This window comes from Arthrobacter sp. 05T423 (assembly GCF_056396245.1).
Window position 1 is genome coordinate 92,525 of record NZ_JBFTLC010000008.1, and the last position, 22,986, is coordinate 115,510.

The window sequence follows — 22,986 nt, forward strand, 5'->3', positions numbered from 1 at the left end:
TCAGGCGGGCGCAACCCATCGAGGTGCGCGCCCACCGGGCCGGAGCGGCCTAGACGGTGCGCTGCACCTGGGTGACCCGGCGGCGAAGCCAGAAGCGCCTGCCGCCGCCCACATACAGCCTGCTGCGCTCGAGTTCCCACTTGCCGTACTCGGAGTGTTCCACGAGCCGGCGCCGGGCTTCCGGCAGGGAATCCTCAGGACCGACGGTCAATACGAGGTACTCGTATTGCCGGGCATAGTCCCGTTCCCGCAGGACCGAGCTGGTCAGAAAATGTTCCTTCATTGCTCTCCATTTTCGTCCTTTTCCCGCTAACGTGAAGGCATGAGCATCGATCCGCGTGTCGCGCTTCAGTCCCTGACCGCCGCCTTGGAAGAACACCTTGCTGCCGCCTCAGCCCGCCGCGGGGATGGTGACCCCTCAGTGGAGGCGGCATTCTTTGCAGTTGCCGATGCCTTCGAAGTCTACGAGGACGCCCTCTATGAGGCCTACAACGAAGTGACGCCGCTTCAGGTGTTCGATGACGAGGAAGACGAAGACGAGGACGAAGAAGTCGACGACGAGGATCTGGAAATCGTCGAAGAGAGACCTGGCTCGGTTTAGATCCGGGCCCATCCGGACCCGGGCTTGCTAGACCAGGCCGCTGGAGACGTCCTCCAGGGCACGCGCGATTTCCGCCGGCAGCGGCGTGAGCTGGGCGTCCAGGATCTCCTTAAGCTGGACCGGCGTGCGGGCACCCACGATGGCCGTTGCCACTCCAGGCCGGGACAGCAGCCAGCTCAGCGCAACATCCAGCGAGGACCGCCCCAGGCCGCGGGCCGCCATGGCCACAGCCTCCACCACCTGCGACGAGGGCTGCTCAAGGTAAGGCTCCACATAGGTGGCCAGCCGCGTACCGGCCGCCCTCGAATCGGCGGGCACATGCCCGCGGTATTTGCCGGTGAGCACACCGCGGCCCAGCGGCGCCCACGCCATGAGTCCCAGGCCCGCGTCCTCGATGGCCGGAACCAGTTCCGCCTCGGGCTTGCGGCGCAGCAGCGAATATTCAGACTGGTTGGCCACCAGCGGAAAACCGGCCACCGCGGCGGCCTTGGCGGTCTGCCAGCCGTTGTAGTTGGCGATTCCCGCATAGCGGGCCCGTCCGCTGCGCACGGCCAATTCAAGGGCGGACAATGTCTCCTCGAGCGGAACATTAGGGTCCCATGCCTGGGCGAGCCAGAGGTCGACGTAGTCGGTGCCGAGCCGCGCGAGGCTGGCGTCCAGCCCGGACAGCATCGCGTTCCGTGACGCGTCCACCCGCTGCCTCCCGTCCGACGGCGACACGCCGGCCTTGGTGGAGATGACCACTTCCGTGCGGGAGACGACGTCGCCCAACATTGCCCCGAGCATGGCTTCCGCCTGGCCGTCGGCGTAGGAGGCCGCCGTGTCCACGAGGGTGCCGCCCGCGTCCACGAAGGTGCGCAGCAGCTCCGACGCGTCCTGCTCGTCCGTTTCACGGGACCACGACATTGTGCCCAAGGAGAGGGAGGAGGCGCGTAGCCCGCTGTTGCCAATGTAACGCTGCTGCATAGCAGTTAGCTTACGGGGAAACCACCCGCATCATGACGTAGGGTCTTAGCGTGAACTGGATTGAAGCGGCCCTGCTGGGTCTTGTGCAGGGACTGACCGAATTCCTACCTATTTCATCGAGCGCCCACCTCCGGATTGTGGGCTCCTTCCTGCCAAATGCGGCTGACCCGGGCGCGGCGTTCACCGCCATCACCCAGCTCGGAACTGAGGCCGCGGTGATCGTCTACTTCTGGCGGGACATCGTCAGGATCGTGAAGGCCTGGTTCGGGTCGCTGACCGGCCGGGTGCCGCGCCAGGACCCCGATGCCCGGATGGGCTGGCTGGTGATTCTGGGCAGCCTGCCCATCATCGTCCTGGGCCTGCTGTTTCAGGACCAGATCGAATCCGTCCTGCGCAGCCTGTGGATAGTGGCCACCATGCTCATCGTCTTCGGCCTCATCCTGGCCGTGGCCGACGCCATCGCCAGGCAGGACCGCGACCTCTCCCGGCTCACCTACAAGCACGGCATCCTCTACGGCCTCGCCCAGGCCATGGCCCTGGTTCCCGGCGTTTCCCGCTCCGGCGGCACCATCACGGCGGGCCTTTTCATGGGCTACACACGTGAGGCCGCTGCCCGGTACTCCTTTCTGCTCGCCATCCCGGCAGTCTTTGGCAGCGGCCTCTACCAGCTGTACAAGGTGGTCGCAAAGGACGGAGCCAGTGGCCCCTTCGGGCTGGGGGAGACGGCCCTGGCAACGGCGATTGCCTTCGTCATCGGTTACGTCATCATCGGCTGGTTCCTGAAGTTCGTATCAACCCGCAGCTACCGGCTGTTTGTCTGGTACCGGATCTTCCTCGGCCTGGCGCTGTACCTGCTGCTCGGTTTCAATGTCATCAGCGCCTAGCACTAGGCTTGGTCTGTGAAGTCCTGGATCTCCCGCCCCGTGCCTGTCCTGCCGGGGGAAATGCCCGCGCTCCGGCTGTTCGATACGGCCGCAGAACGCCCCGTAACCCTGAACGCTGATGGCGAAAAGTCAATGTATGTCTGCGGTATCACTCCGTATGACGCCACCCACATGGGGCACGCCGCCAGCTACGTGGCATTCGACCTGCTGAACCGCGCCTGGCGGGACGGCGGCCAGCACGTGGCCTACGTCCAGAACGTCACAGACATCGATGACCCGCTGCTGGAGCGGGCCGAGGCCACCGGCGTTGACTGGCGCGATCTGGCGGCCAGCCAGATTGAGCTCTTCCGCACGGACATGGAAGCCCTTAATGTCATTGCCCCCGATCATTATGTGGGCGCGGTCGAAGCCATGCCGCTGATCGTCCCCGCCATTGAACAGCTCCTCCGCCAGGGACTGGCCTACCGCGTTAGTGGCACGGCGGGCGAGCCCGACGGCGACGTCTACTACGACGTCGAGGCGGCCAGCAAGCACGCGGTCGGAGTGGACGCCTGGACCCTCGGAGCAGTCTCCGGACTGCCGGAAGCGGTGATGCTGGAACTGTTCGCCGAGCGCGGCGGCGACCCCGGCCGGGCAGGCAAGCGCCAGGCCCTCGACCCACTGCTGTGGCGGGTGGCGCGCGACGGCGAGCCCAGCTGGCCCGGCGGGGAGCTGGGGGAGGGCCGGCCCGGCTGGCACATCGAATGTACCGTCATCGCCCAGAAGTACCTGCCTGCGCCGTTCACCGTGCAGGGCGGCGGGTCGGACCTGGTCTTCCCGCACCACGAGATGGGCGCCGGACACGCCTACTCGCTGTCCGGCGTTCCCCTCGCCGAGCACTTTGCCCACGCCGGCATGGTGGGGTTGGACGGCGAGAAGATGTCCAAGTCCAAGGGAAACCTGGTCCTGGTCTCCAAGCTGCGTGCGGCGGGCGAGGAAGCGGCAGCCATCCGGCTGGCCATCCTGGCGAACCACTACCGGTCCGACTGGTCCTGGACGGACGAAGGCTTCGGGCAAGCCAAGGAACGCCTCGGACGGTGGCGTTCAGCCCTGGCAGCCGCACCGGCCGGCTCTGCTATGGAACTGATCGGGCAGATGCGCGAGGCCCTGGCAAACGATCTCGACGCGCCTGCGGCCCTGGCCGCCGTGGACCAATGGGCAGACGCCGCCCTGAGCAACACCGCCCCTAACACCACGGAAAGCCCCGCTGAAGCAGACCGGGCCCTGGTGCGCGACGCCGTCAACGCCCTTCTCGGCGTCGAACTGTAACGCCCCGTTTCGACGCCTCCCTGCCCACCCGACGCTCCGCCGCGACGTCGTATTGGCGGGGAGCCGCCGGAACGGCGGAGCGTTAGGGCTTATCCTTGCCCCGCCGCTTCAGGTAACGCTCAAACTCGCGCGCAATGGATTCACCGCTGGCCTCGGGCAAGTCGGCGGTATCCTTCGCTTCCTCCAGCTGCCGCACATAGGCAGCAATTTCGGGATCCTCGGTGGCCAGTTCGTTGACGCCGCGTTCCCACGCCTCGGCCTCCTCGGCCAGCTCGTGGGTATCCAGCGGAACCTGGAGCAGTTCCTCGATGCGGTGCAGGAGCGCCAGCTGCGCCTTGGGCGACGGTGCCTGCGCCACGTAGTGCGGCACGGCCGCCCAGAGGGAGACGGTGGGGATGCCGGCGAGCAGGGACACCTCGGACAGGACGCCGACGATCCCCACGGGCCCTTCATACTGCGAGGCCTCGAGGTTGAGCCGCTCCCGCAGCGCGCCATCGTCAGTGGAGGTGCTGACCGGGATGGGGCGGCTGTGCGGCACGTCCGCCAGCAGGGCTCCCACCAGCACCACGTAGTCGACGTGGAGCGCCTCGGCGTGCACCAGAAGTTCCGCTGTATACGCCCGCCATTTATAGGACGGCTCAGTTCCCTGGATGAAAATCACGTCCACGTTGGTGCCCGGAGCGCTGGCCTTGTATATCCGCGTGGACGGCCACTTGATCTTGCGTTCGCCGGAGGACGTGCGGCGGACGGTGGGCCGGGTGAACTGGAAGTCGTAGTACTCGTCGGCGTCGATGGACGCGACCTTCTTTCCGCCCCACATCTTGTTCAGGTAACGGAGCGCATCACTGGCGGCTTCCCCGGCGTCGTTCCAGCCCTCGAACGCAGCCAGCATCACAGTAATGCGCTGACCGTCGGGAACAGGCTGCAGCAGCTGCTCCGCCTCAGGCGCGGTGCCCGGTTCGTTGGTGTCTCCGTCGAAGCTATTCATCCCTTCACCCTACGTCCACATGTAATGCTGTTGCATAGAACGAACCGCCGCAGATCCGGACAAACCCCGCATACGCGCCGGTCTTCCCTGCAGGTCCTACCCGCAGGTCTTCCCTACGTGGGCGCGGATATTCGCCGACGGCGTACGGTAGGGGCCCGCGGCGGGGCGCCCCCGGGCGGCCCGGTACAGTGGAAAGCATGGAATCTCCCGCCGCTCAGCCCTTGCTCAAAGCCGTTTTATGGGACATGGACGGCACCATCGTTGACACCGAACCGTACTGGATCGAGGCCGAACACAGCCTTGTCGAGGCGCACGGGGGGACGTGGTCGCACGAACAGGCCATGCAGCTCGTGGGGCAGTCACTGGTTCACTCGGCCGGGATCCTGCAGCGGGCCGGCGTGCGCCTGGAGATCCGCGAAATCATTGACACGCTCACGTCCCAGGTGATCAGCCGCGTCCGGGAAAGCGTGCCGTGGCGTCCGGGGGCCCGGGAGTTGCTGGATGAACTTTCCAACGCCGGTGTGCGTTGTGCCCTTGTGACCATGTCAGAGGCACCGCTCGCCCGCGAGATTGTGGCGAGCCTTCCCCGGCACTACTTCGAGTTCCTGGTTACCGGCGACACGGTAACCCAGGGAAAACCCCATCCGGAGGCGTACCTCAAGGCCGTGGACCTGCTGCAGCAACAGGACCCGCGACTCACCGCCGACCATTGCGTTGCCCTGGAAGACTCGGCCCCGGGCGTTGCCGCGGCCGTGGCCTCCGGCGCTGTGACCGTGGCCATTCCCCACCTCGTACCGCTGCCGGACGACGCCCGCCGGACCACGTGGGATTCCCTCGTGGACCGCACGGTGGCCGAACTGGAGGAACTGGTCAGGCTCCGCCTCGGCTCGCGCGAACCGGCGGACACCTTCGAGAACGTCAACTAAGGAGCCCGGAACGTGTCTGGTCCCGCGCCATCCGGTCAGCAGCCCCCAAGCACCGTGCAGACCCAGAACAGCCGCCGGGAGGGCATCCCGCTGGGCAGGATCGCCGGCATACCCATCATCCTGGCCTACTCCTGGTTCATCATCGCCGCCTTCACAGTAATTGTGTACGGACCGGTGCTGCAGCACGGCACCCCTTCCCTGGGCATCGGGGCGTACTATGTGGCGTTCGCCTATGCGGTGCTGCTCCTACTGTCGGTGCTGGTCCACGAGCTCGCGCACGCCCTGACGGCCAAGATCTACGGCTGGCCCAGCGAGAAAATCGTGCTCAACCTCTGGGGCGGGCACACCCAGTTTGAGAGCTTCACCGCCACCCCGGGGCGGTCCGTGCTGGTGGCCATGGCCGGGCCGGCCGCCAACTTCGTACTCGCCGGGGCGGCCTGGCTGGTGATCTCCGCGGGCGGCCTGTCCGGTGTGGCGGACACCCTCCTGAACATCTTCTTCTGGGCGAACCTCGTGATCGGCATCTTCAACGTGCTGCCCGGCCTGCCGCTGGACGGCGGCCGCCTGGTGGAATCCGCGGTCTGGAAGGCCACCGGCAGCCACGCGAAAGGCACCGTCGCCGCTGGCTGGGGCGGGCGCATCATCGTCATCCTCCTGGGCCTGTGGTTCGTTGTCCGGCCGCTGCTCAGCGGGGCCATCCCCGACACCAGCATGCTGCTCGTCACCATCCTGGTCGGCGGCTTCCTGTGGATGGGCGCATCCGCCTCAATCCAGCAGGGCCGCCTGCGCAGCCGGCTCCACCTGGTGAGCGCCGCTGCCCTGGCCGAACCCGCCGTCGGCCTTTCCGAAACGGCGAGCGTCAGCGAAGTCCTCCAGGTGTCCGGAGGCGGCCGGGCCGCCGTCGTGCTCTGCGGTCAGGACGGCCGGCCCAACAGCGTGGTGGACCCCGCGGCACTGGCCGCCGTGCCCTCCGCCGTCGCCGGTGCCACCCCCGCCCGAGCGGTCGCCTACCCGCTCGGCGCCGGCGCCTACGTGCCGGAATGGTCCAAGGGCCAGGAGCTGCTCCAGTACCTCGCCCAGCTCGAGGGACACGACTACGCGGTGGTTGACCACAACGGGCGGGTCACCGGACTGCTGCGGCAGTCCACCGTGGTGACGGCCATTACAGGCAAGGCGCCGCGCTAAACAGGCGCCGGCAGGGCCACAACCGGTAGAGTTACGTGCCGGTCGTGAAATCGGCAGCGGGTGCACTGCGCCCTGCCGGGCCGCCACGGTGCACGCCAGGACAGCTTTACAGGAGCGAGGACACAGTCATGAGCAGCGAATCTGCCGCCAACGGGGCCAGCACGGGCCTTTCCTCCGGCACTGCCGCCGCCACGGCGGACCAGCCGGTCGGCGCTGCCCGGCGGCGCGGCCCCTTCCGCGAAGGCGAACGGGTCCAGCTGACGGACGAGCGCGGGCGCATGAACACCATCAGCCTAGAGGCCGGCGGAGCCTTCCACACCCACCGCGGTTTCCTCAACCACGACGACATCATCGGCAAGGTGGACGGTTCGGTGGTGGTCAACAACGTCGGCCAGCAGTACCAGACCCTGCGCCCGCTGCTGTCGGACTTCGTCCTGTCCATGCCCCGCGGCGCTGCCGTGGTCTACCCCAAGGACGCGGGCCAGATCGTCACCATGGCTGACATCTTCCCGGGCGCCCGGGTGGTGGAGGCAGGCGTGGGCTCCGGCGCGCTGTCCATCTCGCTGCTCCGTGCGGTGGGGGACCAGGGCTACCTGCATTCCTTCGAACGCCGCGAGGAGTTCGCCGCCATCGCCCGCGGCAACGTGGAGACCATCTTCGGCGGCCCGCACCCGGCGTGGCAGATCTCCCTTGGGGACTTCCAGGAGGAAGTCGTCCGCGCCGAAGAACCGGGGTCCGTCGACCGCGTGGTCTTGGACATGCTGGCACCCTGGGAATGCCTCGACGCCGTGGCCACGGTCCTGGCCCCCGGCGGCGTATGGATCAACTACGTTGCAACCGTCACCCAGCTTTCACGCACCGCGGAGGCCATCCGCGCCGACGGCCGCTTCACCGAGCCGGACGCCTGGGAGTCCTTGGTCCGCGGCTGGCACCTCGAAGGGCTCGCCGTGCGCCCCGACCACCGGATGGTGGCCCACACCGGTTTTCTGCTTGTCACGCGTCGGCTCGCCGACGGCGTCACCGGCATCTCCGTCAAGCGGCGCCCATCCAAGACTGAGTTCAACGAGGAGGACGTGAACGCCTGGACGCCCGGCGCGGTGGGGGAGCGTCTCGTCTCCGACAAGAAGCTGCGGCGGGCGGCGCGGGACGCCATCGCCGGCACCAATGTGAAGGACGAGCCGGAGATTACAAACTAGTCCGTATTTCGGATGTCGTCGGCTCTACCAGCCAACTTGGGGCTATGGTCTTAAGAGAAGCGCAGGAAGGGGCTGATGCATCATGGAGACGCCAAACAATGACTCCGTGCCTACGCCGGCTGAACAGGCTGGCGCCAACGAACTGTCTGTCGCGGACCGGCAGGTTAATATCCTCAGGGACAAACTGAGGCATATCGACCGCCAACTGGCTGCTGCCACGCAGAACAACACCAAGCTCGTGGCGATGCTGGAAACTGCCAAGGCAGAAATCCTCCGGCTGAAGAACGCCCTGGACCAGGAGGGGCAGCCGCCGTACAGCTTCGGCACCATCCTCCAGCTGAACCCGCGGCGGCAGGCTGCCGGCAGCGGCCAGGCGGCCACCGAGGAATCGGTGGACATCTTCAACGCCGGGCGTAAAATGCGGGTTGGCATCAGCCCCCTGGTCAACATCAACCAGCTGGCGCTGGGCCAGGAGGTCCTCCTCAACGAGGCGCTCCTGGTGGTGGCCGGCCTCGGCTACGAGCGCGCGGGCGAGCTCGTCACGCTCAAGGAGCTGCTCGGCCCGGACCGCGCACTGGTGCTGGGCCGTGCCGACGAAGAGCGCGTCATCAGGCTCGCCGGGCCGCTCCTGAGCGAGAAACTGCGCGTGGGCGATGCCCTCTCCATCGACTCCCGCACCGGGTATGCCCTGGAAAAGGTCCCGCGGTCCGAGGTCGAAAACCTCGTCCTGGAGGAAGTCCCCGACATCACCTACGAGGACATCGGCGGCCTCGGCCCGCAGATCGAACAGATCCGCGACGCCATCGAGCTGCCGTTCCTGCACCCGGACCTGTATCGCGAGCACGGACTCAAGGCGCCCAAGGGTATCCTGCTCTACGGCCCTCCCGGCTGCGGCAAGACCCTCATCGCCAAGGCCGTGGCCAACTCCCTGGCTGCGCGTGCCGCGGAGCGCACCGGCAACATTGACCTGAAAAGCTACTTCCTCAACATCAAGGGCCCCGAGCTCCTCGACAAATACGTCGGCGAAACCGAGCGCCACATCCGGCTGATCTTCTCCCGGGCCCGCGAAAAAGCCTCGGACGGCAGCCCCGTAGTGGTGTTCTTCGACGAGATGGATTCGCTTTTCCGCACCCGCGGCACGGGCATCTCCTCCGACGTCGAAACCACGATCGTGCCGCAGTTGCTGAGCGAGATCGACGGCGTGGAGCGGCTGGACAACGTCATTGTCATCGGTGCCTCCAACCGTGAAGACATGATCGACCCCGCCATCCTGCGCCCCGGCCGGCTGGACGTAAAAGTCAAGATCCAGCGTCCCGACGCCGAGGCCGCGGCGGACATCTTCAGGAAGTACATCACCCCGGACCTGCCGTTCCACGAGGATGACCTGGTGGAACACGACGGCGATGTCCAGGAGACAGTCGATGCCATGGTCCAGCGCACCGTGGAGTCGATGTACTCGACGGAGAAGTCCAACGAATTCCTGGAAGTCACCTACGCCAACGGCGATACGGAGATGCTGTACTTCAAGGACTTCAACTCCGGGGCCGTGGTCCAGAATGTCGTGGACCGTGCCAAGAAGTACGCCATCAAGGACCTCCTGACCACGCAGCAGAAGGGCCTGCGCATCGACCACCTGCTGCGGGCCGTCGTCGACGAGTTCCGCGAACACGAGGACATGCCCAACACCACCAACCCGGATGACTGGGCACGCATCTCCGGCAAGAAGGGTGAACGCATCACGTACATCCGCACCATCGTTCAGGGTAAGGCCGGCCAGGAGCCCGGCAAATCCATCGAGACCATGCCCAGCACGGGCCAGTACCTGTGACGGCCGCCTCCGAGTCAGTGCTGGGAGGTGGCCTGCCGGCCGGCGGCGCGATGCGGGTCATGGGGTCGGAAACCGAATACGGGATTCACGCGCCGGCCGCTCCGGGCGCCAACGCCACGATGATGTCCGCCCGGGTGGTTCAGGCCTACGCCCAGGTCACCCGGCTCCGGGCCGCCGGCGGCGCCGAAACCCGCTGGGACTACACGGACGAAGAGCCGCTGCACGATGCCCGCGGCTGGACACTCGAGCGCGGCCAGGCCCACCCCAGCCAACTGACGGACCAGCCGCCGGTGCTTGACGCCGAAGCCGTGGCGCTTGCCTACGGCCGGGAAGAGCTCGAACTGGACGGCGAGGACGAATCGGGCTCGCTGCTGATGAACATGGTGCTCGGCAACGGGGCACGTCTCTACGTGGACCACGCCCACCCGGAGTACTCCAGCCCGGAGGTCACCAACCCCGCGGCGGCAGTGGCCTGGGATGCCGCCGGAGACCTCGTGGGCCTGGCTGCCGTCCGCAGGCTGGCCGGCGACCCGGAACTGCCCGCCGTCAACCTGTACAAGAACAACACCGACAACAAGTCGGTTTCCTACGGGTCGCACGAAAACTACCTCATGCCGCGGTCGGTGCCGTTCGGAGACATTGTCCGCGGGCTCACCCCGTTCTTCGTCTCGCGGCAGATCATCTGCGGCTCGGGGCGCGTGGGCCTGGGCCAGGACAGCTCCCGGCCCGGCTTCCAGATCAGCCAACGGGCGGACTTCTTCGAGGCAGAGGTGGGTCTGGAAACCACCATCCGGCGCCCCATCATCAACACCCGCGACGAGCCCCATGCGACGGCAGACAAGTACCGGCGCCTGCACGTCATCATCGGCGACGCCAACCTGAGCCAGGTGTCCAATTACCTGAAGTTCGGGACCACCGCCATGGTGCTGAGCCTGATCGAAGCGGGCCTCGCGCCACGGATCGAGGTGCACGAGCCTGTGGCCGCGCTGCAGGCCATCAGCCACGACACCTCCCTCACCACAAAAGTCAGGCTGCTGGACGGACGCCGCGTGACGGCCCTGGACCTGCAGTGGATGTACCACGAGGCCGCCGACAAGCTCGCCCAGGACACAGGGGTATCGGACGCCGTCGACGGCGACGGCCACACACACGCGGTGCTGGAACGGTGGGCCGCTACCCTGACCCAGCTGGACAGCGACCGGTCCGCCGCTGCCACGTCCGTGGAGTGGCTGGGCAAGCTCTCCATCCTGGAGGGCTACCGCCAGCGTGACGGGCTCCAGTGGGATGACGCCCGGCTGGGCCTGGTCGATCTGCAATGGTCCGATCTGCGGCCCGAAAAGGGGCTCTACTACCGCCTGCTGTCACGGGGCCGGATGGAGCGGATCGTGGACGACGCCGGCATCGCCGTGGCGGTGACGGAACCGCCGTCGGACACCCGGGCGTACTTCCGGGGACGCTGCGTCAGCAGCTTCAGCAAGGACGTGGTAGGGGCTAGCTGGGACTCGGTGATCTTCGACGTGCCGGGCTACGGAAGGCTGCAGCGCGTCCCCACCCGGGAGCCGCTGCGCGGCACAAAAGCGCTGACGGGAGGGCTGTTTGCCAGGCACCGCGAGGCGGGACCGTTCCTTGCGGAACTCCTCGGATCGGCGCCGGCTCCGCCACCGGCATAATGCACCCCGCAAAGGCCCATTGCGTGGCAATATGGGCATACAGGATGTCCCTGGAGAAGCGGGGACTGGATGAAGGAGAAGGACATGGCAGGCCAGGAGCAGCAGCAGCCGCAGCCACGCGACACCGAGGTCGAGGAAGAGGTCCCCGTACCGCCGGCGCCGGCAGATGGACAGGCGTCCGCCTCGACACAGGGTGTTGATGACCTCCTCGACGAGATCGACGGCGTCCTGGAGTCCAACGCGGAGGAATTCGTCCGGGCATTCGTGCAAAAGGGCGGCCAGTAAACCGGCAGCGACCCCACCCGCACCGGGCACGGAAGCCAGAGGTACCGGACAGCCGCTGAAGTATCACGTTGAAGGAGTGCACCAGTGCAGGAGACAACAGCCAACAAGGTAGCCGCCCACGCGACGTCGTCGTTCACTGAGCATCTCCAACGCGACCGTCCGGAACTGCTTCCCCAATACGCACCATTCGCGACGGGCACGTCCGCCGTCCAGTTGCCCGCCGTGCCCCACGCCACCACCATCGTGGCGATGGCTTACGCCGGTGGCATCGTCATGGCCGGTGACCGCCGGGCCACCATGGGCAACATCATCGCCAGCCGGCACATCGAAAAAGTCTTTCCCGCAGACCAGTATTCGGTCCTCGGAATCGCCGGCACAGCGGGCATCGCCATCGACCTGACGCGGCTGTTCCAGGTGGAGCTCGAGCACTACGAGAAGATCGAGGGGACCCTGCTCAGCCTAGACGGCAAGGCGAACCGGCTGGGCGCCATGATCCGGGGCAACCTGCCGATGGCGCTCCAGGGCCTCGCGGTCGTCCCGCTGTTCGCAGGGTTTGACACTGCCGCCGGAGTTGGACGGCTCTTCTCCTATGACGTGACCGGCGGCCGTTACGAGGAACAGGAACACCACGCCGTGGGCTCGGGATCGATGTTCGCCCGCGGCGCACTGAAAAAGCTCTGGCGGCCCAACCTGACTGAGGACGAAGCCGTCGCGGTGGCCGTGGAATCCCTCTATGACGCAGCCGACGACGACTCCGCCACGGGTGGCCCCGATCCCGTGCGGCAACTGTGGCCCGTCGTGTACGCCGTCAACCGGGCCGGAGCCCGGCGGGTTTCGGAACGCGAACTCGCCGCCACGGCCGGAAACATCATCCAGTCCAGGGCAGCTGCCCGCAGGGAGGCCTGATATGACGCAGCAGTTCTATGTCTCCCCCGAACAGCTGATGAAGGACCGCGCGGATTTCGCGCGGAAGGGCATTGCCCGGGGACGGTCAGTGATCGTGGTCAGCTGCGAGGACGGGATTGCCCTGGTGGCCGAAAACCCGTCCCCCTCGCTGCACAAGGTCGGCGAGATTTACGACAAGATCGCCTTTGCCGCCGTCGGGAAGTACAACGAGTTTGAGAGCCTCCGCCAGGCCGGCGTGCGTTACGCCGATGTCCGCGGCTATTCCTACGACCGTGAGGACGTCACCGCCCGCGGACTGGCCAGCGTCTACGCCCAGAGCCTGGGCGCCGTCTTCACCGCGGAGCAGAAGCCGTTCGAGGTGGAGCTGGCCGTGGCAGAGGTCGGTGCGAGCCAGGACCTCGACCACCTGTACCGGCTGACGTTTGACGGCTCGATCGCGGACGAGCACAACTTCATTGTGATGGGCGGCCAGGCGGACAAGGTGTCCCGGGCGATCGAGGGCGGCTGGCAGCGCGACCTCTCGTTCGCGGCGGCGATCCGGCTCGCCATCAGGGGACTCGTGACGGACAACGAGGCAGCAGACCTGCCGGCAAAGGCATTGGAAGTGGCGGTGCTATACCGCAGTTCGGAAAGCAACAGGGGGACGCGCAGGGCTTTCCGCAGATTGTCCGACCAGGACGTTGTGGAACTGCTGGCTGAGGAGAGCTGACATGGACAAGAGGATCTTCGGCATTGAAACCGAATTCGGGATTTCCTATTCGAGCCCGGATTCCCGGCCCCTCGCACCGGAGGAAGTGGCCCGCTACCTGTTCCGTAAGGTGGTCAGCTGGGGCCGGTCCTCCAACGTGTTCCTCACCAACGGGTCGCGGCTCTACCTCGACGTGGGCTCGCATCCGGAATATGCGACCGCTGAATGCGACGACCTCGCCCAGCTGATCGCACATGACCGCGCCGGGGAGCTCATCTTGGACGACCTCGTGGACGAGGCCCAGTCCCGGCTCGCCGCCGAGGGCTTCAACGGCACCGTGTACCTGTTCAAGAACAACACCGACTCCGCCGGCAACTCCTACGGCAGCCACGAAAACTACCTCATTCCCCGCCGCGGTGAGTTCACCCGGCTGGCCGAGATCCTGATCCCCTTCCTCGTGACGCGCCAGCTTATTGCCGGTGCCGGCAAGATCCTGAAGACGCCGCACGGGGCCACCTACGCGTTTTCGCAGCGGGCAGACCACATCTGGGAGGGCGTGTCCTCCGCCACCACCCGTTCCCGGCCGATCATCAACACCCGCGACGAACCGCATGCGGACGCCGAGTTCTACCGGCGCCTGCACGTGATCGTCGGGGACTCCAACATGTCCGAAACCACGGCGCTGCTCAAGGTGGGCACCGTCGACCTCATTCTGCGAATGATCGAGGCCGGTGTGATCATGCGGGACATGCGGATGGAAAACCCCATCCGCAGCATCCGGGAGATCTCCCATGACCTGAGCGGCCGGGCTTTGGTCCGGCTCGCCAACGGCCGCCAGCTGACCGCGCTTGAAATCCAGCAGGAGTACCTGAACAAGGTCACGGCGTTCGTCGAGGAAAACGGCGCCCACAACCCGCACGTCCCGCTGATCCTGGACCTGTGGGGGAGGACGCTGCGCGCCATCGAAAGCGGTGACTTCAGCACCATCGACACCGAAATCGACTGGGCGATCAAGAAGAAGCTGATGGACAGCTACCGCAGGCGCCACGGCCTGGGCCTGGACGCACCCCGGATCGCGCAGCTGGACCTGACGTACCACGACATCTCCCGTTCGCGCGGCCTGTACTACCTGCTCCAGTCGCGCGGCGCCGTCCGCCGCGTCACCGAGGAGACGGCCATCAAGGACGCCGTGGACGCCCCGCCCCAGACCACCAGGGCCAAGCTGCGTGGTGACTTCGTCCGCAAGGCGCAGGAGCTGGGCCGCGACTACACCGTGGACTGGGTCCATCTGAAGCTCAACGACCGCGCGCACCAGACCATTTTGTGCAAGGACCCGTTCCGCAATGTGGACGAACGGGTGGATGCCCTTCTGGACTCTATGGGCTGATACCCAGCTTTCCGCGTTACTCTGGAAGAGGCCGTTCTGCGGTCCTGACTGCCTTGCCGTGTGCAGCACCTCCACCGGCAGGGCATCCATCTTGCCCCGACGAAAGTTCTTACGTGCGCCGACTACTAACAATCCTTCTGCCCGCGCTGCTTCTGCTGACCGCCTGCGGTGGCCAGGAGCCAGCAGCCCCGGAACCGACTAGCCAGTCCGCGGGTGAGACCGCCAAGCTCGACTCGCTCAAGCTGACGGACAAGGGAGACAGGAAAGCCCCGGGCGTCGAGTTCACCAAGCCCCTCGTCGTCACCGAACCCACCGTCAAGGTTGTCACCGAAGGCAGCGGGGAGCGCGTGAAGGCCAACCAGATCGCCGAGATTTCCGTTCTGAGTCTCAACGCCAAAGACGGATCCACCATCGACGACGGCTTCGCCCGGGATCCTCAGTCCTTCGAGCTGAGCGACGAAGTCAAAACCAGCAGCCCTATCATCTATAACGCATTCGTGGGCGCCAAGGTCGGCTCCCAGCTGGCCTTGGTCGCACCGGCGCAAGCTGCGGCGAAAGGTTCCGCTGCCCAGCCGTCCCAGTTGCTGATCATCAAGGTGCTCTCCACCAAGGATGCCCCGAAGGTCCTGGAGAAGCCGGAAGGCGATGCGGTCACCCCGCCCGCCGGCCTGCCGACCGTCACCGAGAAGGACGGCATCCCCGAGATCTCGGTCAAGGGCGTCGCCGCCCCGAAAAAGCTCGTAGCCCAGGACCTGATCAAGGGCAAGGGCGCCGCGGTCAAGGCCACGGACACGCTGACGGTCAACTACGTGGGCGTTGCCCTGGCCAGCGGCAAGAAGTTCGACTCCAGCTTTGACCGCAAGCAGACGGCATCGTTCGCCCTGAACCAGGTCATCAAGGGCTGGACCCAGGGCCTGGCCGGCAAGACGGTCGGCTCCCGTGTCCTGCTGGTCATCCCCAAGGCCCTCGCCTACGGCGACTCTGGCCAGGGTGACGCCAAGGGCGACCTCGTGTTCGTCGTCGACATCCTGGGTGTTAAGTAAGCCAAGCGTCGAGTAACACCCCAAGTTCTCAAAAAACAAAGTTCCCCACCAGCAGAAGGAGCAACCATGTCATTTGGCCAGCGCAAGCTCGACCGAGAAAAGCCGGAAATCAACTTCCCCGAAGGCCCGGTGCCCACGGAACTCGTCATCACCGACCTCATTGATGGCGACGGACCGGAAGCCAAGGCCGGCGACACCGTGTCCACCCACTACGTCGGCGTGGCCTGGTCCACCGGCGAAGAGTTCGACGCCTCCTGGGGCCGCGGCGCCCCGCTGGACTTCCGCGTCGGCGTCGGCCAGGTCATCCAGGGCTGGGACCAGGGACTGCTCGGCATGAAGGTCGGCGGACGCCGCCGCCTTGAGATCCCCTCCGAGCTGGCCTACGGCTCACGCGGTGCCGGCGGAGCCATCGGCCCGAACGAGGCACTGATCTTCGTCGTGGACCTGGTGGGCGTCCGCTAGTCCCCAACCGCTCCCTATCCTCGCAAGCTCGGACAGGGAACCCGGCGGTCGTGGGCCCACCACCGTATTGCGGAAGCGCGGTAACAATCGGAAGGATTTTCCGGATTGTTGCCGCGCTTTCGCGTTTTTGCCGGAATGGCTTTAGTAACGTAACCAGAGTGTCCGCCCAACGTACTGAACGCCTGCTGAACCTCCTGATAGCCCTGCTGAATTCGCGGTACGGTCTGCGGCGCAGTGAGCTGCGGGAAAAAATCTATTCGGGCGGCGCGGCCAGCGACTCCGCCTTTGGCCGCATGTTCGAACGCGACAAGAACGACCTGCGCGACTTCGGCTTCGACGTCGAAACCGTCACGGACCTGGGCTGGAGTTCGGACGATCCCGGCACCACCCGGTACCGGATCGGCAGGGAATCCAACCGCCTGCCGGACGTGGAGCTGACCCCGGACGAGTGGACGGTCCTGCTGCTGGCCTCGCAGCTCTGGGAACAGGCGGCGCTGGGCACGGCGGCGAGCAACGCGCTCCGCAAGCTGCAGGCAGCAGGCGGCCTGGCCGACGTCGAACTTCCGGCAGGGGTCCAGCCGCGCATCAAGCCCCCCGGCCAGGCGTTCGAGGACCTCGTGGCCGCCATGCACGCCCAGCACGCCGTCCGGTTCCTGTATCTCGCGGGCAGCACGGGCCGCGAAGAGGAACGCGTCGTTGAGCCCTGGGGGCTGGGCAGCCGCTTCGGCCAGTGGTACCTCGTGGGCTTTGACCGCGGCCGTGGCGCCAAACGCTACTTCCGGCTGTCGCGCCTGACGTCTGCCGTGACAATTCTGGACAGGGAAGCCTTCACACCTCCAGCCGGCTTCAACGTGCGTGCCGAGCTGAACACCCTCCCGGAGCTGCCGGTCAGCACTGCGGCGGTGGACGTCCGCACCGGCAAGCTGCTGGGGTTGCGCAAGCGTGCCACCGGTACCGCTGCGTCCCCGGACACGGGTACGGATATGGACACGGAGGCCGACGCCGGGTGGGACCGGCTGGCCGTTCCCTACCGAGACGCTGAGGTGCTCGGCGAGGAGCTGGCCTCCTACGGGCCCAGCGTCAGGGTGGTGGCGCCTGCGGAGCTGTCCGCTGCCGTGCAGCGCCGCCTGGCCAACGCCGCCGAGTTCATCGCCGCTCCGGTGCCGGCGTACTCGTTCGCGCATGCCGGCACCGGAAAACGGACGCGCAAGCGCACGTCGGAGGACCAGCTCAAGCGGATGCTGCAGCTGGTCCCGTTCCTGGTCCGCAACCAGGGCCTGCCCATCGAAGAGGTGGCCGACAGGTTCGGGGTGACCCGCCAGGAGCTGGAGAGCGATCTGCTCATCCTGATCTGCTCCGGCCTGCCGCAGGGATACCCGGATGAACTGCTAGACATCCAGTGGGAGGAAGGCCACGTTTTCATCAGCCAGTCCATGGAGCTGAACCGGCCGGTCCGCTTCACCGTGGACGAGGCCTGCGCACTGCTCACGGGACTCGAGACCCTGAACGGTCTCCCGGAACTCGCAGAGGGAAGCGCGCTGGAATCGGTGACGCTCAAGCTGATGGCCGCGGCGGGGGAGGAGGGGCTCCGCGCCGCTGCCCTGTCCGGGCCGGAGGTGGGACCCAGCAACTCCGCCAACCTGGAGGTCATCCGCAACGCGATTGAAGCGGGCTCCCAGCTGCACCTCGTCTACCTTTCCGGGCAGAAGGATGCCCTGTCGGAGCGGGACGTGGATCCGCTGCGGCTCTACTCCCTGGACAACACCTGGTACTTCGAGGCCTACTGCCACTCGGCGGCCGGGCTGCGGAATTTCCGGCTGGACCGGATCGAGAACCTCACCCCGAACGGTAAGCCTGTCTCGTCGGGACTGAAGCCCGACGGCGGGTTCCCGGCAAAGCTGTTCACACCGAACGACGACGACACCCTGGTAACCGTCCAGCTCACCGCGCGCGGTGCCGGGCTTGCGGACGACTACTACGCCGAGCGGACAGCGCCGCTGCCCGACGGCGGCCTGGTGGCCGAGATCCGGTTCGGCAACACGTCATGGCTGCCCATGTTTGTGGCGCAGCACGGTGGAACGGCACGGATCCTGGAGCCGGAAGTGTTTGCCCGGTCCTCACGGGACTGGATCGAATCTGCCCTGGCCCTGTACAACGGCTAGCCCGTACGCCAGCTAGACTACTCAGCATGCCTTGGTGGTCCTGGATCCTTATTTGGGTGGCGCTTGTGTCACTGTCGCTGCTGTTCTTCGTGCTCATGGGTGTCCGGCTGTTCCGTCAGTTCATGGCAACGGTCAAGGAGCTCGGCGACGCGGGGAACAAACTCACCAGCCTTTCGGTCCCCGCGGCAGTGCCGGGCGGCGCGGCCCTCACCGCGTCTGGCCCAGACGTCATCGGGGCTGCACAAGGAACGGCTCCTTTTGCCTCGCCGCATCAGATGCGCCATGATTACGACGCATCCAAAGAGGCCCGCAGGGAGGCCCGGCGTCAGCGCCGGGTCAGCCGGAAGGCCGAACGGGGCCAGCCCCAGTCGCTGCGCGACATCGAATTCAGATAAACGTAGGATGTACCTAAACGAAAGGAACACCCACCATGAGGCTTGAAGGCTGGCATCTCATAATCATCATCGTCCTGGCTTTGGTGCTTTTCGCCGCACCGAAGCTTCCCGGCATGGCCCGGAGCCTCGGCCAGTCGATGCGTATTTTCAAGTCGGAAGTCCGCGAAATGAAGAAGGACGGAGCCTCGGAAGCCAAGGATGGCCCGGACCCCGTCGAAGGCACCGTGGTTAACCACCCGCGTTCCTCCACCACGGATAACCGTCCTGCTGACGGCAACGACGTTCCGCCCCCCAACCGCGCCTAAGATCACGTGGCACTAACCATGAGTCGTCGCTCCAACCCTGAGGGACGGATGGCTCTGCTGGACCATCTGCGCGAACTCAGGAACAGGCTGTTCAAGTCCGCCATAGCGGTTGTGCTCGCCACAGTTGCGGGATTCGTGGTCTATCAGCCCATGCTCTCGGCCCTGATCAAGCCGATCCGGGACCTCAACAACAATGCCGGCCGGCAGGCGACCCTCAACTTCGACGGCGTGGCCAGCTCGTTCGATCTCATGATCCAGGTGTCCGTCTTCCTGGGTGTCATCCTGGCCAGCCCGGTATGGCTGTACCAGCTCTGGGCATTCATCGTGCCGGGCCTCCACAAGAAGGAACGCCGGCTGGCGTTGACCTTCGTGGCCGCTGCCGTCCCCCTTTTCGTCGGCGGTGTCACGATGGCTTGGCTGGTCCTGCCGAACGCCGTCAGGGTCCTCACCGAATTCACTCCCTCCGGCGGCTCAAACTTCATCAGCGCGCAGGTCTACCTCTCCTTCGTGCTGCGGCTGCTGCTTGCCTTCGGCATCGCGTTCCTTCTGCCGGTTGTCCTGGTCGGGTTGAATCTCGCCGGGCTCCTGCGGGGGGCGCAGCTCATGAGGAGCTGGCGCATCACCGTGTTCCTGGTCTGCCTCTTTGCGGCTATGGCTGCCCCCGGCGCGGACGCCATGAGCATGTTCTACCTTGCCACGCCCATGCTGGTGCTCTTCTTTGCAGCCATTGGCCTGTGCACCCTCAATGACCGCCGCCGTGCACGCCGTGCGGAGAAGGTCGCCGCTGAGACCGAGGCCACAGCCGATATCGCAACTCCGGACAGTGAGCTGAAGAATCTCTAGCTCCGCCGCGGCTAGGCTTGAAACATGTCCACCACCACCCCGTCGCCCTCCGAACGGTACCGTGCCAGCGCCGAACGGGCCGCGGAAGCAAAGACCCATCTGGGCGCGTTTGCCCGCACACTCAGCTTTGAACTGGACGACTTCCAGCGGCAGGCATGCAAATCCCTTCAGGAGGGCCGCGGCGTCCTGGTCGCCGCACCCACCGGCGCCGGCAAGACCATCGTGGGCGAGTTCGCCGTCTACCTGGCGCTGCAGCGCGGACTGAAGGCCTTCTACACCACCCCCATCAAGGCGCTCAGCAACCAGAAATTCACCGAACTGACGGAGAAATACGGCGAGGAGAACGTCGGACTCCTGACCGGCGATACCAGCATCAACGGGGACGCGCCCGTGGTGGTGATGACCACCGAGGTCCTTCGCAACATGCTGTATGCAGACTCGGACACCCTGTTCGACCTGGGCTTTGTGGTCATGGACGAGGTCCACTACCTGGCCGACCGCTTCCGCGGTGCAGTCTGGGAGGAAGTCATCATCCACCTGCCCAGCGAAGTGCAGGTCGCGTCCCTCAGCGCCACCGTCTCCAACGCGGAGGAATTCGGCGCCTGGCTGGACACCGTCCGCGGCGACACCGACGTGATCGTCTCCGAACACCGTCCCGTGCCGCTCTGGCAGCACGTCATGGTGGGCCGGGACATCGTGGATCTTTTCGCGGGCGAGACCACCTTCGACGAAATCGCCCCTGCCGGCGCTCCCGACGCGGCCTCTGCCCTGCCGCTTGCGCCCGCACCGTCCGACGCCGGCCAGCGGGGTTTCGAGGTCAACCCGGAGCTCATGTCCCTTTCGAGGGCCGAAAGCCAGCTCAACTTCCAGGGCCGCTTTGGCCACGGCGGCCGGAGCCAGCGGCGGCAGCAGCGGCAGCGCTATGGCGACAGGCCGCAGCAGGAGGCCCGGACCGCGGTGCGCCGTGCCAGCCGGCCGCAGGTCATCGCCAGCCTTGACCGGCAGGACCTGCTGCCCGCCATCACCTTCATCTTTTCCCGGGCCGGCTGTGACGCCGCCGTCTCCCAGTGCGTGGCGTCCGGGCTGTGGCTCACCACGGAGCGGGAGCAGGGCATCATCGCCCAGCGGGTTGACGAGGCGGGCCAGGACATTCCGTCCGACGACCTTGAGGTGCTGGGCTTCTGGAACTGGCGCGAGGGGCTCCTGCGCGGCATCGCGGCGCACCATGCCGGCATGCTGCCCACGTTCAAGGAAGTGGTCGAGAAGCTTTTTGCCGACGGCCTCGTGAAGGCCGTTTTCGCCACCGAGACGCTGGCCCTCGGCGTCAACATGCCGGCCCGTTCAGTGGTGCTCGAGAAGCTGGACAAGTTCAACGGCGAAGCCCACGTGGACATCACCGCAGGGGAGTACACACAGCTCACCGGCAGGGCGGGCAGGCGCGGCATCGACGTCGAAGGCCACGCCGTGGTGCTGTGGCAGCCGGGCACCGACCCTGCCGCGGTGGCCGGCCTTGCTTCACGCCGGACATACCCGCTGAATTCCAGCTTCCGGCCCACCTACAACATGAGCATCAACCTGCTCGCCCAGTTTGGCCGGCCCAGGGCCAGGGAAATCCTGGAGTCCTCCTTCGCCCAGTTCCAGGCCGACCGGTCAGTGGTGGGGCTGGCCCGGCAGGTCCGCAGCCGCGAGGAGTCACTGGCCGGCTACGCGAAGTCGATGACGTGCCATCTGGGCGACTTCACCGAATATGCCCGGCTGCGGCGGGAACTTTCCGACGCCGAGAATTTCAGTTCACGGAGCAAGTCGAAGGCGCGCAAGTCACTCAACGAGGACTCCCTGAGCCGTCTCCTGCCTGGCGATGTGGTGGATGTCCCGGCCGGCCGCGCCCCGGGCTTTGCCGTGGTGCTGAGCTCGGACCACAGCTCCCGCGAGCCCAGGCCCGCGGTGCTGACCCTGGAAAGCCAGCTGCGCCGGATCGGCGTCGATGACCTTGAGGGCCCCATCGCGCCACTGACCCGGATCAGGATTCCCAAGTCCTTCAACGCGAAGGTTCCCAAGTCGCGTCGGGACCTGGCCTCGTCCGTCCGGAACGCGCTGCGCGAGAACCGGCCGCCGGCCACGGGAAGCAGCCGCAACAACGACTTCGGGCTGGGCTCTGCCCTGCAAAACCAGGAAAAGAAGATCGCCGACCTGCGACGGACCCTGCGCGCCCACCCTTGCCACGGCTGCAGCGAACGCGAGGACCACGCCAGGTGGTCTGAACGCTGGTGGAGGCTGCGCAAGGAGACCGACGGTCTGGTGCGCCAGATCCAGGGGCGCACCAACACCATCGCCAAGACGTTCGACCGGGTCTGCGACGTCCTGTCGGCGTACGGCTACCTCGAGACCGCTGAGGAGGGCCTGCATCGCATCAGTACTGACGGCCAGCGCCTGCGCCGGATCTACGGTGAAAAGGACCTGCTGATTTCGCAGTCCCTGAGGCAGGGCGCGTTCGATGACCTCGACGCCGTGGAGGTGGCCTCGTTCGCCAGCGTGCTGGTGTACCAGGCCAAGCGGGAGGACCGCGGGCTGCGGCCCCGCATGCCCAGCGTCTCGCTGGAGACCGCCGTGGACATCGTGGTGCGAGAGTGGTCTGCGCTGGAAGACGTGGAGGAGCAGAACAAGCTGCCGCTCACCGGTGAGCCGGAGCTGGGACTGGTCTGGCCCATGTACAAGTGGGCCCGCGGCCGGCACCTGCAGGAAGTGCTCAACGGCACCGACCTGGCCGCGGGCGACTTCGTCCGGTGGGTGAAGCAGGTGATCGACCTGCTGGACCAGCTGGCCAAGATTCCCGGGCTTGACCCGCGGCTGGCGCGGCTGTGCGGCGAGGCCATCCGGCTGATCAGGCGCGGCGTCGTCGCCTACTCCACAGTGGGCTGACCGTTCCTGACCCGGCACAAGGGCCCCCGCCTCCGTACT

22 protein-coding genes are annotated in these 22,986 nt (G+C 66.4%); 19 read left to right on the forward strand and 3 right to left on the reverse strand.

Going from position 1 to position 22,986, the window contains the following annotated elements:
* Nucleotides 1-49: 49 nt before the first annotated feature.
* Nucleotides 50-283, reverse strand: a complete 234-nt coding sequence (locus tag AC1DFE_RS08920) for a DUF5703 family protein (protein WP_102973612.1) — start codon at nt 281-283, stop codon at nt 50-52.
* A gap of 39 nt (nt 284-322) precedes the next feature.
* On the opposite strand from AC1DFE_RS08920, the gene AC1DFE_RS08925 reads away from it, so the two are divergent.
* Nucleotides 323-601 (forward strand): hypothetical protein, encoded by a 279-nt coding sequence (locus AC1DFE_RS08925; RefSeq protein ID WP_476905532.1) that lies wholly within the window; start codon nt 323-325, stop codon nt 599-601.
* Between the two features lie 27 nt (nt 602-628).
* On the opposite strand, the gene AC1DFE_RS08930 is transcribed toward AC1DFE_RS08925, so the two are convergent.
* The gene (locus tag AC1DFE_RS08930) at nt 629-1,567 is read right to left on the reverse strand and encodes an aldo/keto reductase (RefSeq protein ID WP_476905533.1); all 939 of its coding nucleotides are present in this window, start codon (nt 1,565-1,567) and stop codon (nt 629-631) included.
* Between the two features lie 50 nt (nt 1,568-1,617).
* Between AC1DFE_RS08930 and AC1DFE_RS08935 the strand changes: the two genes are divergently transcribed.
* Both AC1DFE_RS08935 and mshC read left to right on the forward strand, forming a co-directional pair.
* Nucleotides 1,618-2,451: an undecaprenyl-diphosphate phosphatase gene (locus tag AC1DFE_RS08935; RefSeq protein ID WP_476905534.1), complete on the forward strand. Its 834-nt coding sequence runs from the start codon at nt 1,618-1,620 to the stop codon at nt 2,449-2,451.
* Between the two features lie 15 nt (nt 2,452-2,466).
* Nucleotides 2,467-3,759: a cysteine--1-D-myo-inosityl 2-amino-2-deoxy-alpha-D-glucopyranoside ligase gene (mshC, locus tag AC1DFE_RS08940; protein WP_476905535.1), complete on the forward strand. Its 1,293-nt coding sequence runs from the start codon at nt 2,467-2,469 to the stop codon at nt 3,757-3,759.
* 82 nt (nt 3,760-3,841) lie between these two features.
* Here the strand turns inward: mshC and AC1DFE_RS08945 are convergent, their stop codons facing one another.
* A complete protein-coding gene (locus AC1DFE_RS08945; RefSeq protein WP_476905536.1) occupies nt 3,842-4,747 on the reverse strand; it encodes a PAC2 family protein in 906 nt (301 codons plus the stop codon).
* A 197-nt stretch (nt 4,748-4,944) separates the two neighbouring features.
* Between AC1DFE_RS08945 and AC1DFE_RS08950 the strand changes: the two genes are divergently transcribed.
* The 16 genes from AC1DFE_RS08950 (at nt 4,945) to AC1DFE_RS09025 (ending at nt 22,947) form a co-directional block, all read left to right on the forward strand.
* Nucleotides 4,945-5,673 (forward strand): HAD family hydrolase, encoded by a 729-nt coding sequence (locus tag AC1DFE_RS08950; protein WP_476905537.1) that lies wholly within the window; start codon nt 4,945-4,947, stop codon nt 5,671-5,673.
* Between the two features lie 12 nt (nt 5,674-5,685).
* The gene (locus AC1DFE_RS08955) at nt 5,686-6,858 is read left to right on the forward strand and encodes a site-2 protease family protein (RefSeq protein WP_476905538.1); all 1,173 of its coding nucleotides are present in this window, start codon (nt 5,686-5,688) and stop codon (nt 6,856-6,858) included.
* A gap of 128 nt (nt 6,859-6,986) precedes the next feature.
* Nucleotides 6,987-8,054 carry a tRNA (adenine-N1)-methyltransferase gene (locus tag AC1DFE_RS08960; protein WP_476905539.1) on the forward strand — a complete coding sequence of 356 codons (1,068 nt, stop codon included), beginning with the start codon at nt 6,987-6,989 and terminating at the stop codon, nt 8,052-8,054.
* An 82-nt stretch (nt 8,055-8,136) separates the two neighbouring features.
* Nucleotides 8,137-9,882 carry a proteasome ATPase gene (gene arc / locus AC1DFE_RS08965; RefSeq protein ID WP_476905540.1) on the forward strand — a complete coding sequence of 582 codons (1,746 nt, stop codon included), beginning with the start codon at nt 8,137-8,139 and terminating at the stop codon, nt 9,880-9,882.
* Between the two features lie 50 nt (nt 9,883-9,932).
* A complete protein-coding gene (gene dop, locus AC1DFE_RS08970) occupies nt 9,933-11,552 on the forward strand; it encodes a depupylase/deamidase Dop (protein WP_476905585.1) in 1,620 nt (539 codons plus the stop codon).
* 84 nt (nt 11,553-11,636) lie between these two features.
* Nucleotides 11,637-11,837: a ubiquitin-like protein Pup gene (locus AC1DFE_RS08975; protein WP_331568735.1), complete on the forward strand. Its 201-nt coding sequence runs from the start codon at nt 11,637-11,639 to the stop codon at nt 11,835-11,837.
* Nucleotides 11,838-11,921: 84 nt separating this feature from the next.
* On the forward strand, nt 11,922-12,743 hold the full coding sequence (gene prcB, locus AC1DFE_RS08980; protein WP_476905541.1) for a proteasome subunit beta: 822 nt from the start codon (nt 11,922-11,924) through the stop codon (nt 12,741-12,743).
* A gap of 1 nt (nt 12,744) precedes the next feature.
* Nucleotides 12,745-13,452, forward strand: a complete 708-nt coding sequence (gene prcA, locus AC1DFE_RS08985) for a proteasome subunit alpha (protein WP_476905542.1) — start codon at nt 12,745-12,747, stop codon at nt 13,450-13,452.
* Between the two features lies 1 nt (nt 13,453).
* Entirely contained in the window at nt 13,454-14,818 is a 1,365-nt protein-coding gene (gene pafA / locus AC1DFE_RS08990; RefSeq protein ID WP_476905543.1) for a Pup--protein ligase, read from the forward strand.
* Between the two features lie 113 nt (nt 14,819-14,931).
* The gene (locus AC1DFE_RS08995) at nt 14,932-15,861 is read left to right on the forward strand and encodes an FKBP-type peptidyl-prolyl cis-trans isomerase (protein ID WP_476905544.1); all 930 of its coding nucleotides are present in this window, start codon (nt 14,932-14,934) and stop codon (nt 15,859-15,861) included.
* 66 nt (nt 15,862-15,927) lie between these two features.
* Complete coding sequence (locus AC1DFE_RS09000) at nt 15,928-16,323, forward strand: FKBP-type peptidyl-prolyl cis-trans isomerase (protein ID WP_476905545.1); 396 nt, start codon at nt 15,928-15,930, stop codon at nt 16,321-16,323.
* Nucleotides 16,324-16,481: 158 nt separating this feature from the next.
* On the forward strand, nt 16,482-18,485 hold the full coding sequence (locus tag AC1DFE_RS09005; RefSeq protein WP_476905546.1) for a helix-turn-helix transcriptional regulator: 2,004 nt from the start codon (nt 16,482-16,484) through the stop codon (nt 18,483-18,485).
* Between the two features lie 26 nt (nt 18,486-18,511).
* Nucleotides 18,512-18,880 carry a hypothetical protein gene (locus AC1DFE_RS09010; protein WP_476905547.1) on the forward strand — a complete coding sequence of 123 codons (369 nt, stop codon included), beginning with the start codon at nt 18,512-18,514 and terminating at the stop codon, nt 18,878-18,880.
* A 35-nt stretch (nt 18,881-18,915) separates the two neighbouring features.
* On the forward strand, nt 18,916-19,185 hold the full coding sequence (tatA, locus tag AC1DFE_RS09015; protein WP_476905548.1) for a Sec-independent protein translocase subunit TatA: 270 nt from the start codon (nt 18,916-18,918) through the stop codon (nt 19,183-19,185).
* A gap of 48 nt (nt 19,186-19,233) precedes the next feature.
* Nucleotides 19,234-20,028 carry a twin-arginine translocase subunit TatC gene (gene tatC, locus AC1DFE_RS09020; RefSeq protein ID WP_476905586.1) on the forward strand — a complete coding sequence of 265 codons (795 nt, stop codon included), beginning with the start codon at nt 19,234-19,236 and terminating at the stop codon, nt 20,026-20,028.
* 24 nt (nt 20,029-20,052) lie between these two features.
* Nucleotides 20,053-22,947 carry a DEAD/DEAH box helicase gene (locus AC1DFE_RS09025; RefSeq protein ID WP_476905549.1) on the forward strand — a complete coding sequence of 965 codons (2,895 nt, stop codon included), beginning with the start codon at nt 20,053-20,055 and terminating at the stop codon, nt 22,945-22,947.
* The last annotated feature ends 39 nt before the right edge of the window (nt 22,948-22,986 follow it).

Coding starts and splice junctions, on each gene's coding strand:
- AC1DFE_RS08950 (WP_476905537.1), top strand. CDS start 4,945: ATGGAATCTCCCGCCGCTCAGCCCTTGCTCAAAGCCGTTTTATGGGAC.
- AC1DFE_RS08925 (WP_476905532.1), top strand. CDS start 323: ATGAGCATCGATCCGCGTGTCGCGCTTCAGTCCCTGACCGCCGCCTTG.
- AC1DFE_RS08960 (WP_476905539.1), top strand. CDS start 6,987: ATGAGCAGCGAATCTGCCGCCAACGGGGCCAGCACGGGCCTTTCCTCC.
- AC1DFE_RS09010 (WP_476905547.1), top strand. CDS start 18,512: ATGCCTTGGTGGTCCTGGATCCTTATTTGGGTGGCGCTTGTGTCACTG.
- AC1DFE_RS08920 (WP_102973612.1), bottom strand. CDS start 283: ATGAAGGAACATTTTCTGACCAGCTCGGTCCTGCGGGAACGGGACTAT.
- AC1DFE_RS09000 (WP_476905545.1), top strand. CDS start 15,928: ATGTCATTTGGCCAGCGCAAGCTCGACCGAGAAAAGCCGGAAATCAAC.
- tatC (WP_476905586.1), top strand. CDS start 19,234: ATGGCTCTGCTGGACCATCTGCGCGAACTCAGGAACAGGCTGTTCAAG.
- AC1DFE_RS08930 (WP_476905533.1), bottom strand. CDS start 1,567: ATGCAGCAGCGTTACATTGGCAACAGCGGGCTACGCGCCTCCTCCCTC.
- dop (WP_476905585.1), top strand. CDS start 9,933: ATGCGGGTCATGGGGTCGGAAACCGAATACGGGATTCACGCGCCGGCC.
- arc (WP_476905540.1), top strand. CDS start 8,137: ATGGAGACGCCAAACAATGACTCCGTGCCTACGCCGGCTGAACAGGCT.
- AC1DFE_RS09025 (WP_476905549.1), top strand. CDS start 20,053: ATGTCCACCACCACCCCGTCGCCCTCCGAACGGTACCGTGCCAGCGCC.
- AC1DFE_RS08975 (WP_331568735.1), top strand. CDS start 11,637: ATGGCAGGCCAGGAGCAGCAGCAGCCGCAGCCACGCGACACCGAGGTC.
- prcA (WP_476905542.1), top strand. CDS start 12,745: ATGACGCAGCAGTTCTATGTCTCCCCCGAACAGCTGATGAAGGACCGC.
- AC1DFE_RS08945 (WP_476905536.1), bottom strand. CDS start 4,747: ATGAATAGCTTCGACGGAGACACCAACGAACCGGGCACCGCGCCTGAG.
- tatA (WP_476905548.1), top strand. CDS start 18,916: ATGAGGCTTGAAGGCTGGCATCTCATAATCATCATCGTCCTGGCTTTG.
- pafA (WP_476905543.1), top strand. CDS start 13,454: ATGGACAAGAGGATCTTCGGCATTGAAACCGAATTCGGGATTTCCTAT.